Here is a 15,321-nt window from a genome sequence, read left to right as displayed (position 1 = left end):
AAAACCGGTTCCCACTTTTCCCTGACAAACTCTAGGGTCCGCTACAACGCAGTCAGGTGCTGTTGACTTGATCAAGCTGCTCAGGCTCGAACCGCATTGCTTCCCTCCCATACAGCGTTTTTGCCCGCGGCAAATTTTCTCGATTCCGCCGATCCCGGCAGGCGGTTAATGTGCCGCTGTCCTTGCCGGACGAATGCGGATTCGGAGAAAGATCGAATGACGGCAATCACAATAGACGACGTGCTCGATCGCGCCGGCGCCGGGGCGTATCAACGGCGACTTCTGGCAATTTTCGGCCTGGTCTGGACGGCAGACGCGATGCAGGTTCTTGCGGTCGGCTTCACGGCGGCATCGATTGCGGCCACGTTCGGTCTTACGGTTGCGCAGGCGTTGCAGACCGGAACGTTGTTCTTCCTTGGAATGCTTGTCGGCGCCGCAGGTTTCGGCAGGCTTGCGGACCGTATTGGACGGCGGCGCGTCCTCATCATCACGGTCGCCTGCGATGCCCTTTTCGGCACATTGTCCATCTTCGCACCCGATTTTTCCATCCTGCTCGTCCTGCGGTTCCTCACCGGCTTGGCGGTGGGCGGCACGCTACCGGTCGACTATGCGATGATGGCGGAGTTTTTGCCGGCCCGGAACCGTGGCCGCTGGCTGGTCATGCTCGAAGGCTTCTGGGCGCTTGGCACGCTCATCGTCGCGCTCGTTGCCTGGGCGCTCAGCCTTGGGGGCGTTGCCGATGGCTGGCGCTACATCTTCGCCGTGACGGCAATCCCGGCGCTCATCGGCATCGGCCTGCGCTTCCTGGTGCCGGAATCGCCGCTCTACCTGCTGCGGCGCGGAAGGGTAGGGGAAGCGAAGGCCGTTCTCGACCGGATGCTCGTTGCCAACGGCAAGGCACCGCTCGGGGACGACGTGTCGCTGGCACCACCGGCAAGCCTTCCCCAACCCGGCCTCTTCTCCGCGGATTTGCGCCAGCGCAGCGTGATGATCCTGGCGATCTGGTTTCTGGTCTCGATATCCTATTATGGCGTTTTCACCTGGCTGCCGCCGAGGCTTGCGGGGGAGGGCTTCGGTTTCGTCAGGGGCTACGGCTTCCTCGTCTTTCTCGCGCTGGCCCAGATCCCCGGCTATGCACTGGCCGCCTACGGCGTCGAAACATGGGGCCGCCGCCCGACCCTGATCGGCTTCTGCCTGCTGTCGGCGCTGGCATGCCTGCTGTTCGTCGTGGCGGGATCGACGACGCTGATCGGCGCCTCCCTGCTGATCATGAGTTTCGCCTTGCTCGGGACCTGGGGCGCACTCTACGCCTTTACGCCGGAACTCTACCCGACAGCGTCGCGCGCGACAGGCATGGGGACGGCAGGCGCCATGGCAAGGCTCGGCGGCTTGCTTGCGCCGTCCTTGATGGGGCTTGTCGTGGAGCGCAGCTTCGGCCTCGCCATCGGCATCTTCGCAGGCCTGCTGGTCGCCGCTGCGGTCGCGGCCTTCCTGATCGACGCGGAGACACGGCGCACATCGCTGGCGTGAACATCCGGGAGCACGCCAACGTCAGGGTCGGAGAGATGCGGAAAGGGGAGGCGGAATGCCCAGCGCAATGACCTCCTTGGCACTGAACCGGTCCGCCTCCGCAATCATCGCATGAAAGCTCTCGGGAGCATTCGGTCCTCAAATACCCTGAGCATTCCGTTCGCTCTGTCGATCAGAACGAACCCTTGACGCCGATGCCGAACATGCGCGGCGAGGTCATGCTGGCCTCGATGCCGCCGATGCCGCGGTTCTGCTGCATATAGGTGGGCGCACGCTCGTCGAAGACGTTCTTCACATAGCCGTAGACCTCCATGTGGTCGTGCACCTTGTAGCTCGCCCGGATGTCGGCGATGGTGTAGGGCTCGATCACATAGGCCGCCGTGTTGGCCGTGTCGGAATAGTAGCCGTCGAGATGGCGGACCTGGCCCGACAGGGTGAACTTCTCCGTGGCGTCCCAGCTCACGCCGAGCGTGACCATGTATCCCGGCGACTTGGCGAACTCGTTGCCCTCATAGGCGACGTTGCTGGCGATCTTGTCGATCTTGGTGCGCAGCACGCCGGCGCTGCCCTTGAGCGTAAGGTTGTCAAGGAGCTGATAGTCCGCGCCGATCTCCAGGCCGTAGGCATGGGCCTCTTCGGCATTGATCGTGTAGGACTGTGTCACGCCCGGCGAGATCACCACCGGAATGGTGTACTGGGCGTTCTGGAAGTCCATGTAGAACAGGTTGCCGTTCACCGTCAGCCGGTCGTCGAGTAGGCTGGCCCGGGTGAACAGCTCGTAGTTCCAGATCTTCTCCTCCTCGAAGGGCTGCCAGCGCCGGGCCGTCAGGTTGAGCGAGACGCCGCCGGGATTGTATCCGCGGCTGACGAGCGCGCCGACGGTCCAGTCGTCGTTGACCGCATAGGCAAGCGAGGCCTTGGGCAAAAGCGCCGAGAAGGTGGCGTCGAAATCGACCGGCGTTGGCGCGAAGACCGAGGTGCCGACACGCTCGATGCGGTCGTTCTGGTAACGCAGGCCCGTCGTCAGCGTCCATTGCTCGGCGAAGCGGTAGCTCACCTCGCCAAAGAGGCCGAGATTGCGCTTGGTGTCGTTGAAGGACGATATGCCGGACAGGTAGAGCATCTCGTCGGTCTGCGTGTTCGCATAGTAGAAGCCGGCGACGCCGCTGACATCGTCGTCCACATCGCCGAAGGTCACGCGCGCCTCGTTCGAGACGTTGGCCTGGTCGACATCCGCATCCCCGCCGTTGACGAGGCCGGTGGTGCGCTTCACGTTCGAAGACGAATATTGCGTCTGGTTGAAGAACTTGACGCCGTTCTCGAAATCGTAGGCGATGTCGAGGATGCCGGTATTGGTGTGCTGGTCCCAGGTCGGCATCGTCGTGGTGACGTGCTCGAGCTCATCGAAGGGACGCGAGGCGGCCTCCTGCGTCGGCCGGTTGCTGCTGTTGTGCGAATAGGTGAGCTTCGCTGTGAGGCCCGGAACCTCCGTGGGCTCCCACAGCAGCTTGAAGCGGGCGTTGAGCGCGCTGAAATCCTGGTCCGTGTCGCCATGCTGGAAGCCGGCATTGACATAGTCGATGAAGGTGTCGCGGCCGGAATAGTCGATGGCAAGGCGCGCGGCCAGCTGGTCCTCGACGATCGGGCCGGACAGGGCGACGGACGTGCGCTTGGTGTTGTAGCTGCCGATCTCCGCCTGATACGCGCCCTCGGGCGTGAAGGTCGGGTCCTTGGTGTTGACGATGATGGCGCCGGCAATGGCGTTCGCGCCCTGCGAGGTCGTCTGCGGCCCGCGGAAGACCTCGATGCTGTCGAGGTCCCAGACCGACGTCGCGCCGAAATAGAACTCGTTGTAGTTCAGGTAATGGCCGTCGAGATTGATGGTGGCGCGCGGCACCGTGCCACCCCAGAACGAGCCCTGTCCGGTCAGCGGACCCTGGGTATCCTGCCCGCGGATGACCGGTGCGCTGACGCTGTCCGAATAGACGACGTTCGGCACGTCGGCGATCACCTCGGAGACGGACGCGTTGCCGGTCTTTTCCCGGTCGATCTCGCGGCTCGTCTTGATCGACACGGACGAGGCCGTGTTCTTCATGTCGCGCGAGACCTTCTCGCCGGTCACGGTGATGGCTTCGAGAACCGTGGCGCCGTCCGCCGCGTTATCCTGCGCGAGAGCCGCCAGGGCCGGAAGCAACGACAATGCAGCGACGCTGACGCCGGCTGCGAGCCTGCGATGAATATGAGTCCCCATAACAACCCCTAAACATGAGTATTCCACTCATGTTGGAGTAGCGAGAGTATGAATGTTCCGCAATAGGGAATGCTTTCCACATAATGAGCAGATTGCCGTCAGGCGCAAGCCGTGTCATATCCGCAACAGTGCCGGCGCTGCTGCGTCAAGCCGAAAGCGCCGGACCGTGTTGACGGGAGGATGTCGTTGAACGAATTCGAAGAAAGTGCGGACGAGCTGTCGGATGCCGCGAGCGAGAAGCGGGCCGGCATCATCCAGTCCGTGTCGATCGCGTCGCGGTTCCTCAACATCCTCGCTGCATCCGACGGAGAACTGCCGCTGGTGGAGCTCGCACGCCGTGCCGGAACCGGCCGCTCCACCGCCCACCGCTACATGCAGAGTCTGGTGCGCGAAGGGCTGGTCGCACAGGATCAGGTCACCGGCTGCTACGATCTTGGCCCGGCATCGCTCAATATCGGCATCAGCGCGCTGAAGCGCATCGATCCCGTGGCGGTCGCCGCGCGACACATGAAATCCATGGCCTCGCGCATTGCGGCAAGCTGCGGCGTCGCGATCTGGACCGACCGCGGGCCGACCATCGTGCAATGGTATCGCAGCGCCCGGTTTGCCATCAGCACCGTGACGCTTGGCGATGTCCTGCCGCTCGACAACACCGCCTGCGGGCTGGTGTTCCAGGCCTACCTGCCGGCGGAGCGGATCGAGGCGGTGCGGCGGCTGCAGCCGGATGCCTTTCGCGGCCGCGCGCCGGCGCCGGGCGTGCTGGAGGACGTCCGCCGTGCCGGTGGCGCCGAATTGAACGAACGGCTGTTCTCCGCGCTGACCGGTAAGGCCGCGCCGGTTTTCGACGTCTATGGGGATATCTGTTGCGTGGTCACGACGGTTTCCTTCGTCGAGACAGCCGAAAGCGAAGGACATGGCGCTGCGCTGATCGAGGCGGCGCGGCAGGCGACGCGGGATTCGGGCGGGACCTGAGCCGACGCCTCGTCAAGCTGCTGGGTGACCTTCCAGGAATAGGTGAGGGGCAAACTTAGCACACGCCCCGTATCACGCGTCCTCACCGATGCGCAGATGCGCCCGCAGCGTCTCGCCGTCGTAGTCCGCGCGGAACAGGCCACGGCGTACCAGAAGCGGCACGAGGTCGTCGAGGAACAGGCGTAGCGATTCCAGCGAGCCGCCCGGCAGCGCGATGAAGCCGTCGATCGCGCCGGCCTCGAACCATTCCGCAATCTCGGCGGCGACATCCTCGACGGTGCCGACGCAGACCCAATGCGCCGAGCCGACCACTTCCGGCCGCGCCAGCAGGTCTTCCAGCAAGGGTTCGTTGTTCTCTATGTAGCGGCGCAGCAGGTCGGCATGGGTGCGGCTGCGCACCGGCCGGTCGTCCGTCGGCAGGAGGTCGGCGGTGACGCGCGCGCCGGGCGGCAGATGCGAGAGGTCGAGGCCGAGAATGGTCTTCACGGCATCGAGGCGTTGCGCAGGCGTCAGATGCGCATGGGCGCGCCGGTGCATGGCGGCGGCTTCCTCCCGCGTTTGCGCCAGGAAGAAGTAGAGGCCCGGCAGGATACGCGGCGCATCGGTTCGTCCATGTTTTTGCGCGCGCGCGCGCAGGTCGTTGCGAAGGTCGAGGGCAGCGGCCATGTCGGGGGTCGAGGCAAAGGTCGCATCCGCCACCGAGGCCGCAAAATCCCGCCCGATCTCCGAGGCGCCGGCCTGGAACAGCGGCGGCGGGCCGCTGGCATGGCCGGGCACGTTCAGCGGTCCCTTGACGCTGAAGAATTCGCCCCGGTGGTCGATCGCGGCAGGCTCGGCCTTGCCCTCCAGCGCCGCATGCGGATAGCTCCGCCAAAGGCGGCGGACGAGATCGGTGAACTCCGCGGCCTTGCGGTAGCGCTCCTGCGGCGGCGGCATCGGTGCATCGCCGAAATTCTCCGCGCCCTCGATCGAGGTAACGATGTTCCAGGCGGCGCGCCCGTTGCTGATCCAGTGCAGCGACTGGATCTGGCGGGCGACGACATAGGGCGGGTTGAAGGTCGTCGAGGCGGTCGTGACGAGGCCGATGCGCCTTGTGGCCGTGGAAATGGCGGCGAGCAGCACCGTCAGGTCCAGTCCGACGAAGGAGGGCGACGTGCCCGATTTGCCGCGCCGCATGACCAGTACGTCCGGCTTGAAGACGAAGTCGAGCTTGGCCCGCTCGGCCGCCTGCGCCAGCCTGATGTAGAAGCCGGCCGGATCTTGCCGCTGTTCGTCAAGCTCCGCATCCTCCGGCGCGCGGCCCTGCAGCCATGTCTCGGTGAGGCACAGGCCGATATGAAGCTGTCTGTCGGTCATGGTGCCGAAATCCTTTCCTGCCGCGGGTGTGCCGGACGGTGGCGCCCGAGCGGCACGATGAGCGGCGTGTGTGAAACCGGATCGTCGATGACGATGCAGGGCAGGCCGAACACCGCCTCGACCAGGGCTTCCGTCACCACCTCGGCGGGGCGCCCCTCGGCAAGGATCGCGCCGTCGCGCATGGCGACGAGGTGGGAGGCGTAGCGGCAGGCATGGTTGAGGTCGTGCAGCACGGCGACGACGGTCCGTCCTTCGGCATTGAGGTCGGCCAAAAGTTCCAGCAGTTCGATCTGGTGGGCGATGTCGAGGAAGGTGGTCGGCTCGTCGAGCAGCAGGATCGGCGTTTCCTGCGCCAGGACCATGGCGACCCAGACGCGCTGGCGCTGCCCGCCGGACAGTTCGTCGACCAGCCGATCGGAAAGATCGGTGATGCGGGTCGCCTGCATGGCCGCCATAACGGCCGCTTCGTCAGCCTTCGACCATTGGCGGAAGAACGACTGGTGCGGGTAGCGTCCCCGGCCCACGAGGTCGGCGACCGTAATGCCGGAGGGTGCCGTTGCGCTCTGCGGCAGGAGGCCGAGCCGGCGCGCGATCTCGCGCGTCGCAAACGCGCCGATGCTCCTGCCGTCGAGGATCATCTCGCCGGTTGACGGCGCGAGCAGCCTCGCCATGGCGCGCAAGAGGGTCGATTTCCCGCAGGCATTCGGCCCGACGATGACGGTGAAGGAGCCGTCCGGAATGGCGATCGTCAGGTCGCTCGATATGGTTCGCTCGTCGTAACGCAACGTCACGGAGCTGGCATGAAGGCGGTGGGTCATGGCTGTTCTTCCAGCGGTCGGCGGGCGGCGATACCGTATTGCATTGCAGAATGCATTCTGCAATATGGACAAACAATATGGACTTAATTACTCATGTTTTAGCGCTGTTTGGCTGCCTCAGGCAACCGTTTGCGCCGCAATGTGAGGGATGACAGGAGACACGGGCACCATGGCCATGCCGCGCAACGAGAGTGTCGAAGATCGCAGCAACCTGCTGGCGCAGGAAGACCATATGGGCAGCATGGAACGGCTGTCGATGGAAGTGGTCGCCTTGGCGCGCCCGGTGCCCTCCGTCATCCGCGTCACCGGCCGCATCGCCCCGGCCGATCCCGCCCCGTGGCGCCGGCCCAATCTTGCCGTGCGCCTCGAAGTCGAGAGCCCGGAAGGCCAGCGCCCGGTATCGCGCGTCTATACGATCCGCTCCTTCGACGAAGCCCGCAGCGAGGTCGACATCGATTTCGTGATCCATGCCGACGACAGTCCCGCCATGCGCTGGCTGGAGCGCGCGGCTGTCGGCAGCTCCATCCATCTCGTCGGGCCCCGGCCGCATTTCCTGCCAGACCATGCCTCCGGGGGCGACATCGCCCTCTTTGCCGACGAAACCGCCATCCCGGCCATTCATGCGATCCTCAGCACCTGGCAGAAGGGAAGCCACGGCGACCTTTACGTCGAAACCGCCGACCGCGCCGCCTTCGACGAACTGCCGGAGGTCGAGGGCGTCGAGCGGCACCTCCTGCTGCGCGGCCCGGACGAAGAGCCCGGCACGACCGGAAAGCTCGTCGCCGCCGCCCGCGCCTTGCCCGATCCGCAGGACCGCATGATCTGGGCGGCGGGAGAGCGCCAGGATATCCGCGCCATCCGCGCCTATTTCACCGAGGAATGCGGCCTGCCGAAGGATCGCGTGCGCGTCTTCGGCTACTGGCGCAAGGGCATGAGCAGTTCCGACATCGACCGCATGCGGCTTCAGCAGTATGAGGCGGTCCGCGCCGAAGGGGGCGGACTGCGTCAGATGGACGATCTCGACGTTCTCGCCTGACGCCGAACAAATGGCACGGACACGACCCATGACCCTCCGCCGCACCTTCCTGACGTCCGCCCTCGGCCTTGCCGCCACCGCGCTCCTGCCGTTGCGCGCGCCACGTGCCGAAGAGGCATGGCCGCGCGCCGTGCGCCACGACGCCGGGGAACTCACCCTGTCGGCCCGGCCGCAGCGCATCGTCTCGACCGCGCCGAGCCTCACCGGCATCCTGCTCGCCATCGGCGCGCCGGTCGTCGCCAGCGCCGCGACGACGCCGAGCGTGCTGACGGATGACAAGGGCTTCTTCTCGCAATGGGCTGGCGTCGCCGACGAGCGTGGGGTCGAGGTGCTTTACGGCAAGCTCGAATTCGATATCGAGGCCGTGATCGGCGCCGAACCGGACCTGCTGGTCATCTCGGCGACGGGCGCCGACAGCGTCGCGCAGCATTATGCCGAGCTCGAGGCGCAGGGTATTCCGGCCATCGTCGTCAACTACTCCAACCAAAGCTGGCAGGATATCGCTCGCGCGCTCGGCAGGACCACCGGCCTTGAAGACCAGGCGGCCGATGCTATCCGCCGGTTCGATGCCTATGCGGCGGAGGTCGCGGCCACATTGCCGTCCGTCGAAGAGCCGGTCAGCATCGTCGGCTACAATATCGGCGGCAGCTATTCCGTCAGCAAGCCCGCGAGCCCGCAGGCGCAGCTTCTCTCCGCGCTTGGCATGACGGTGGTCGGCCTGCCCGAGAGCCTGCGCGGCCAGGTAACGCGCGCCTCCGATTTCGAGTTCATCTCGCAGGAGAACCTGCCGGCGGCGATTGCCGGCGAGACGATCTTCCTGCTGCGCGCGACGGAGGACGATGTCGGGGCCTTCCTCGCAGATCCCGTCCTCGCCAACCTTCCTGCCGTGATGGGCAAGCGGGTCTATCCGCTCGGGCCGACCTCCTTCCGCATCGACTACTATTCCGGCCGGCAGATGATCGACACGGTGGCCCGGTCCCTGAAGAACCGATGACCGCGGCGGTTTCGGGTCGGGCACAGAGTTGCGCGCGCCGAAGGCGGCGGCTTGCCGGCCTTGTCGCCGGCCTTGCCGTGCTTGTCCTGCTCTCCCTCGCCAGCCTCGCCTTCGGGTCGCGGCCCATCCCCCTCCAGGCCGTTCTCGATGCGATTTTCGCCCATGACGCGCGCGACGACCGCCACCTGATCGTCTGGACCCTGCGCTTGCCGAGAACTGCGGTCGCGCTGCTTGCCGGCCTTGCTCTCGGCGTCGCCGGGGCGGTGATGCAGGCGGTCACGCGCAATCCGCTGGCCGAACCCGGGCTGCTCGGCGTCAATGCCGGCGCTGCCGTCGCGGTCGTGCTCGGCGCCTGCCTTTTCGGTGCAACGACCATGGCCGGCTATGTCTGGTTCGGCGTTGCCGGCGCGGGGCTTGCGGGAGTTGCCGTCTTCCTGCTCGGGCGCGCGCATGAAACCGGCACGAACCCGGTGCGACTGGTGCTGGCCGGTGCCGGCCTCTCGGTCATGCTGGGCGCGGTCACCGGCATCGTGCTGATCAATGCGCCGCTCTCGGTGCTCGACAATTTCCGCAATTGGGCGGCGGGGTCGGTCGCCGGGCGCGGTTTCGACATCGCCGCCATCCTCGCCGTCGCGACGGCCTGCGGTCTTGGAACTGCGTTCGCCATCGCCGCAAACCTCAATGCCATCGCCCTTGGGGAAGACCTCGGCAAGGCGCTCGGCCTCGATACCCGCCTCACGCTGGTCCTCGCGTGTTTCTCGGTGATGCTGCTTGCCGGTGCGGCGACGGCCGCGGCCGGTCCCATCGGCTTCGTCGGCCTGGTGGCGCCGCACCTCGCCCGCACCATTACCGGTCCGGATTATCGCTGGCTGCTTCCCTATTCGGCCCTTTTCGCCGCCATCCTGCTGCTCGGCGCCGATTGCCTCGGCCGAGTGATCGTCGCGCCGGAGGAAATCGCGGCGGGGATCGTCACCGCGCTGGTCGGCGGGCCGTTCTTCATCCTCATCGTCCGCAAGTTCCGGCTGAAGCAGCTATGAGAACCGCGCCCGCCTCCGTCCGCCGGGTCGGGTCGCTGTCGTTTCGCTGGCGGCCGAGGGTCGTCGTGCTTTGCGGCGTGCTGGCACTGGTCCTTGCCGCCTTCGCCATCCTGCTCCTCGGCAGCGGCACCCTGTCCTTCAGCGCCGGCGAGGTTCTGGCGGTGCTCTCCGGGCAGGGGGACAATGCCAAGGCCGAGCGCGTCCTCCTGCGCATCCGGCTGCCGCGCCTGCTGACGGCCATCCTCGTCGGCGGCGCGCTCGGCATGGCGGGGTCGATCTTCCAGTCCATCTCACGCAACGCACTCGGCTCGCCCGATGTGATCGGCTTCACGACGGGGGCGGCGACCGGGGCGATCGTGCAGATCATGCTGCTGGATGCCGGGCCGTTCGAGACGTCGGTGGCGGCCGTCCTGTCAGGCGTCCTCACCGCCGTCGCGGTCTTCCTGCTCGCCCGCAAGGGGCGTTCCACCGGCGGCTACCGGCTCGTGCTGGTCGGCATCGGCGTCGGCGCAACGCTCTCCGGCGTCAACACGATCCTGCTGGTGAGCGGCGATCTCGACCAGGCGGCGTCCGCCCAGCTCTGGCTCGCCGGCTCGCTCAACACACGCACCTGGTCGCATGTCGTGCCGGCCGCCATCGGCTTTGCGGTCGTCCTGCCGATCGCAATCCTCCATGCACGCCGGCTGAACCTGCTCGAAATGGGCGACGATGCCGCCCGTCAGCTCGGCGTCGATGCCGAGCGCACGCGCCTCGTGATGATCATGGCCGCCGTCGGGCTGACCTCGATCGCCACCGCCGCCGCCGGCCCCATCGCCTTCGTCGCACTCGCCGCACCGCAGCTTGCGCGCCGGTTGAGCGCATCGCCGGACGTGCCTGTCGTCTCCGGCGCGATGATGGGCATGGTCCTGCTTCTCGCCGCCGATCTCGCCAGCCAGCACCTGCCGATCAACATCCACATGCCCATCGGTCTGACCACTGGCCTTCTGGGCGGGTTCTATCTCCTTTGGCTGCTGGTACGCAGTAGATCCATCTGATCAAGGCAGCCGCCATAAGCGATAGTCCGCAACAGGTGCTCCAAAGTGGTTTGAATTCGTTTGAGAGCAGAGGAGCAATGCCGGGACTGGAATAGAATGTACCCCCTCTACAGGTGCTTCTTGCATAACGCAGTTTATGGAACTCTTAGACGCAGGGCCCCGTGTTGCGCGGCAATCTCCCGATGCACGAGGGACCATGTCCTCGTTCTGCGCAATTCAGGCCCGCAAGCATCACTGCCTAGTCTTGTGGTGTCTGCTGGTGCGCCAACATCATCCAGTCGTCGCCCGTGCGGACATAGGTTGAGCTGCAAAAGGCACGATAGGGTGGATCGGTATCACGGTGTGCCACAGCCAGATAGGTCAAGACGATCGTATGGTCTGCTGCTGCCGTGTGCCGTTCTTCCATCTCGACCTCCGTCCAACGCGAGGCCGCAGCGAGGCTTTCTATAATCGAGATGCGGTCGAGGGTTCCCATATGGGGAAAGATCATCACCGCCCCGGCATGAAGGTGCGCATCGTAAAAAGAAGCCCCTTCGAGCCAGAAGCTGCGTTCGAGCGTCCAGACGGGATCGCTAGGCATGGCGACACGCCGCCAACGACAGCCCCATGCAGGTGAGGACGATGATCGTCTTCATTTGGACCTCCTGGATTCACGGTCAGAAACGCGCCGAACGTACCGGTGTTCCGATACGGTATATTCGAGATTGCCGAGCGCTATTGCGATTACTGCTCCCCAACCCTTGCCTGTGCGCTGCCGCGAGCCATATCGCCAACAGGAAACCCAGCCTGGAGCACGGACATTCACCGACGCGCCCTTCTTCCCTTGCTAATGCCGTTGAGCGGCTGTTCCGGCGTCCAGTCGGCGCTCGACCCTGCGGGTGAGGAAGCGGCCGCGATCTACCGGCTCCTTCTCGTCATGGTCATGGGCGGGGCGCTGATCTGGCTTGCCGTCGTCGGCCTGCTCCTGCATGCGGCACGAAAGCAGAAGGCGCCCTGGAGCGAGAAGACGGCCGGGCGGCTGATCGTCTGGGGCGGCGTCGCCTTTCCGCTCGTCGTGCTGCTGGCGCTGCTCGCCTATGCCGTCTGGCTGATGCCGGCCATCCGGCCCTGGCTCGCGCGCTATGCGCCGGCGCCCGAGACGATCGAGGTGACGGGCGAACAGTTCTGGTGGCGCATCCGCTATCCGGCGACGGACGGCCTGCCCGCCTTCGAAACGGCGAACGAGCTGCGCCTTCCCATCGGCGAGCGCGTGGCCTTCTCGCTGAAGGCGGCCGACGTCATCCACTCCTTCTGGATCCCGGCGCTCGGCGGAAAGATGGACATGATCCCCGGCCGCACGAACACGCTGTCGCTGCTGCCGACGAAAGCGGGCGTCTTCCGCGCGCCCTGCGCCGAATTCTGCGGGGCCTCGCATACCCTGATGGCCTTTTCCGTCATCGTCATGGAGCAAGCGGACTATGCGGCATGGCGCAGCGCACAGGCGGTGGGAAGCCGGGCGGGGGGCGGCGAAGGGGAGCAACTTTTCGCCCGGCACGGCTGCGCGGGCTGTCATGGCGTGCGCGGCGTGACGCCCGCCGCAAGCCTCGGCCCGGACCTCACCCTCTTCGGCCAGCGCCAGACGGTCGGCGCCGGAACGCTCGCCAACACCGCGGAAAACGTCGCCCGCTTCATCCGAGACCCGGCCGCCGTGAAGCCCGGTGCAAAGATGCCGGCCTTCGACATGCTGCCCGAAAGCGACATCGCCGCCATCGCCGACTATCTCGCGGGGCTCAAATGACCGATGCCCTGAGCCCCGATCTTTCGAAGGAGGAGCGCGAGGCGCAGGAAGCGGAGCTGCGCGAAGTCTGGCGCACGCCGTCCGGCTGGCGCTACTGGACCTCGGTCAACAATACCGAGATCGGCCTGTGGTACGGCGCGGCGGCCTTCCTCTTCATGCTGTTCGCCGGCGTGCTGGCGCTGCTCGTGCGCGTGCAGCTCGCCGTGCCCGATAACGATTTCCTCTCCGCCGATATCTTCAACCAGGCCTTCACCCTGCACGGCACGGTGATGATGTTCCTCTTCGCCGTGCCGATCTTCGAGGCGGTGGCGATCTTCCTGCTTCCCTCCATGCTCGGCGCGCGGGAGCTGCCCTTTCCGCGCCTTTCGGCCTTCGGCTTCTGGAGCTTCGCGCTCGGCGGCATCTTCGTCTGCGGCTCCATCCTCTTCGGCGCGGCGCCGAACACCGGCTGGTTCATGTATCCGCCGCTCGCCACCGACAAGGAATATTCCGGCATCGGCGCCGACATCTGGCTGCTCGGTCTCTCCTTCATCGAGGTCGCCTCCATCGCCGCCGCCGTCGAGCTCATCGTCGGCATCATGAAGTGCCGCGCGCCGGGCATGCGTATCAACATGATGCCGCTCTTCGCCTGGTATCTGCTGATCGTCGCCGGCATGATCCTCTTCGCCTTCCCGCCGCTGATCGCCGGCGACATCCTCTTCGAGATGGAGCGGATGTTCGGCTGGCCCTTCTTCGATGCGGCGCGCGGCGGCGATCCGCTGCTCTGGCAGCATCTCTTCTGGATCTTCGGCCATCCGGAGGTCTACATCATCTTCCTGCCGGCCATCGCGCTGATGGCGATGATCGTGCCCACCTTCGCGCAGCGCCCCATCGTCGGCTATTCGTGGATCGTGCTTGCCGCCGTCGGCACCGGTTTCCTGAGCTTCGGCCTGTGGGTGCACCACATGTTCACGACGGGCTTGCCGCAGATCTCGCTCGCCTTCTTCTCCGCCGCCTCGGAGGCCGTGGCGATCCCGACCGGCGTGCAGATCTTCGTCTTCATCGCCACCATGCTCGCCGGCCGCGTCATCTTCTCCGTACCGATGCTGTTCGGCACCGGAGGCCTTGCGATCTTCATCATCGGCGGCCTGACGGGCGTGATGGTCGCGCTCGTGCCCTTCGACTGGCAGGCGCACGACACCTATTTCATCGTCGCGCACCTGCACTATGTGCTGATCGGCGGCATGCTCTTCCCGATCGTCGCCGGCATCTACTATTATTATCCGCTGCTGGACGCCCGAAAGCTCTCCGACCGGCTCGGCAAGGTCGCCTTCTGGCTGATGTTCTGCGGCTTCAACGTCGCCTTCTTCCCGATGCATCTGGCGGGCCTGCGGGGCATGCCGCGGCGCGTCTTCACCTATCCCGCCGATATCGGCTGGGACTGGTTCAACCTGATCTCGACCATCGGGGCCTTCGTCTTCGCGGCGGGCGTGCTCGTCGTCGTCATCGACGTGCTGCGGCCGAAGCATCGCCAGCCGAGGGGCGAGGAGAACCCCTGGAATGCCGGCACGCTGGAATGGATTTCCGAGCCGGAGGAGAAATGGGGCGTGCGCTCCATCCCGATCATCCGGAGCCGCTATCCGATCTGGGACCAGCCGGGCCTCGTCGAGGACATCAAGGCCGGCCGCTTCTACCTGCCGGATGCGAAGGACGGCGCGCGCGAGACGCTCGTCACTTCCGTGCTCGACGCCACGCCCATCCAGTGCCTGCGCGTCGGTGGCACCTCGCTCCTCACCATCCTCGCCGCCTTCTCGCTCGGCGGCGTCTTCATCGCCCTCACCTTCCACTGGTGGATCGCGACGGCGGCCTTCGCGGTGCTGACACTTGCCGCCATCGTCGCCTGGCTCTGGACCGGCACGGCCGCCATTCCCCGGGAGGAGATGCGCGACGTCGGCCTCGGCGAAACCCTGCCGCTCTATACATCCGGCCCGCAATCGGTCGGCTGGTGGGCCATGTTCATCACCATGGCGGGCGACGGCACGGCCTATGCCAGCCTGATGTTCGGCTATTTCTTCTACTGGACGATCCACGACGACTTCACCGCCGGCCATGCCGGCCCCGGCACGCTCTGGCCGCTCGCCGCGGCCCTCCTCTTCACGCTTGCCTGGCTGGCGATGCTGGCGGCCCGCAAGGCGAACGAAGGCGACCGCCATACGCGCACGCGCCTCTGGCTCGTGCTCTCCGCCCTCCTGACGCTCGCCGCCGGTTGCGCCGGCCTTGCCGGCCCCTATCTCACCGGCATGGACCCGACCGCACATGTCTATCCGGCCATCGTCTGGGTCGTCGCCCTGTGGACCGTCGTGCATGGCGGCGTCGGCGTCATCATGCAGGCCTATTGCCTGGCGCGGAGTCTGGCGGGCCGGATGAGCGCCCGCCACGACATGGACCTCCGCAATGTCGTGCTCTACTGGCACTTCCTCGTCATCACGGCGATCACGTCCTTCGGCGTCCTCGGCCTCTTTCCGGGTTTGAGGTGA

12 protein-coding genes are annotated in these 15,321 nt (G+C 66.0%); 8 read left to right on the top strand and 4 right to left on the bottom strand.

From position 1 onward, the window contains the following. The first annotated feature begins 216 nt into the window (after nucleotides 1-216). A complete protein-coding gene (locus Q9316_RS23340) occupies nucleotides 217-1,530 on the top strand; it encodes an MFS transporter (protein ID WP_306036206.1) in 1,314 nt (437 codons plus the stop codon). Between the two features lie 172 nt (nucleotides 1,531-1,702). On the opposite strand, the gene Q9316_RS23335 is transcribed toward Q9316_RS23340, so the two are convergent. Further along, nucleotides 1,703-3,781, bottom strand: a complete 2,079-nt coding sequence (locus Q9316_RS23335; RefSeq protein ID WP_306036205.1) for a TonB-dependent receptor — start codon at nucleotides 3,779-3,781, stop codon at nucleotides 1,703-1,705. Nucleotides 3,782-3,967: 186 nt separating this feature from the next. Between Q9316_RS23335 and Q9316_RS23330 the strand changes: the two genes are divergently transcribed. Beyond that, nucleotides 3,968-4,753, top strand: coding sequence for an IclR family transcriptional regulator (locus Q9316_RS23330; RefSeq protein WP_306036204.1), 786 nt, complete (start codon nucleotides 3,968-3,970; stop codon nucleotides 4,751-4,753). Between the two features lie 72 nt (nucleotides 4,754-4,825). Here Q9316_RS23330 and Q9316_RS23325 read toward each other — a convergent pair whose 3' ends face one another. Together Q9316_RS23325 and Q9316_RS23320 are read right to left on the bottom strand one after the other, a co-directional pair. Further along, a complete protein-coding gene (locus tag Q9316_RS23325) occupies nucleotides 4,826-6,109 on the bottom strand; it encodes an NtaA/DmoA family FMN-dependent monooxygenase (RefSeq protein ID WP_306036203.1) in 1,284 nt (427 codons plus the stop codon). Then, nucleotides 6,106-6,927, bottom strand: a complete 822-nt coding sequence (locus Q9316_RS23320) for an ABC transporter ATP-binding protein (RefSeq protein WP_306036202.1) — start codon at nucleotides 6,925-6,927, stop codon at nucleotides 6,106-6,108. The genes Q9316_RS23325 and Q9316_RS23320 overlap by 4 nt, the downstream gene beginning before the upstream one ends. A 169-nt stretch (nucleotides 6,928-7,096) precedes the next feature. Between Q9316_RS23320 and Q9316_RS23315 the strand changes: the two genes are divergently transcribed. Genes Q9316_RS23315 through Q9316_RS23300 form a run of 4 tightly spaced genes read left to right on the top strand, consistent with a single transcriptional unit; the run spans nucleotide 7,097 to nucleotide 11,028 of the window. Continuing rightward, nucleotides 7,097-7,963, top strand: a complete 867-nt coding sequence (locus Q9316_RS23315; RefSeq protein WP_306036201.1) for a siderophore-interacting protein — start codon at nucleotides 7,097-7,099, stop codon at nucleotides 7,961-7,963. A 28-nt stretch (nucleotides 7,964-7,991) separates the two neighbouring features. Beyond that, nucleotides 7,992-8,957 carry a Fe2+-enterobactin ABC transporter substrate-binding protein gene (gene fepB / locus Q9316_RS23310; protein WP_306036200.1) on the top strand — a complete coding sequence of 322 codons (966 nt, stop codon included), beginning with the start codon at nucleotides 7,992-7,994 and terminating at the stop codon, nucleotides 8,955-8,957. Continuing rightward, the gene (locus Q9316_RS23305) at nucleotides 8,954-9,994 is read left to right on the top strand and encodes a FecCD family ABC transporter permease (protein ID WP_306036199.1); all 1,041 of its coding nucleotides are present in this window, start codon (nucleotides 8,954-8,956) and stop codon (nucleotides 9,992-9,994) included. The genes fepB and Q9316_RS23305 overlap by 4 nt, the downstream gene beginning before the upstream one ends. After that, a complete protein-coding gene (locus Q9316_RS23300) occupies nucleotides 9,991-11,028 on the top strand; it encodes a FecCD family ABC transporter permease (protein ID WP_306036198.1) in 1,038 nt (345 codons plus the stop codon). The genes Q9316_RS23305 and Q9316_RS23300 overlap by 4 nt, the downstream gene beginning before the upstream one ends. Before the next feature lie 238 nt (nucleotides 11,029-11,266). Here the strand turns inward: Q9316_RS23300 and Q9316_RS23295 are convergent, their stop codons facing one another. After that, nucleotides 11,267-11,608 (bottom strand): nuclear transport factor 2 family protein, encoded by a 342-nt coding sequence (locus Q9316_RS23295; protein ID WP_306036197.1) that lies wholly within the window; start codon nucleotides 11,606-11,608, stop codon nucleotides 11,267-11,269. A gap of 336 nt (nucleotides 11,609-11,944) precedes the next feature. Here Q9316_RS23295 and coxB point away from each other — a divergent pair, with 336 nt between their 5' ends. Beyond that, nucleotides 11,945-12,805 carry a cytochrome c oxidase subunit II gene (gene coxB, locus Q9316_RS23290; protein WP_371878084.1) on the top strand — a complete coding sequence of 287 codons (861 nt, stop codon included), beginning with the start codon at nucleotides 11,945-11,947 and terminating at the stop codon, nucleotides 12,803-12,805. Then, entirely contained in the window at nucleotides 12,802-15,321 is a 2,520-nt protein-coding gene (gene ctaD / locus Q9316_RS23285) for a cytochrome c oxidase subunit I (protein WP_306036196.1), read from the top strand. The genes coxB and ctaD overlap by 4 nt, the downstream gene beginning before the upstream one ends.

It is taken from the genome of Shinella zoogloeoides (assembly GCF_030733845.1).
Taxonomy (GTDB): Bacteria; Pseudomonadota; Alphaproteobacteria; order Rhizobiales; family Rhizobiaceae; genus Shinella; species Shinella zoogloeoides_C.
This window is presented reverse-complemented; position numbering and strand designations above follow the sequence as displayed.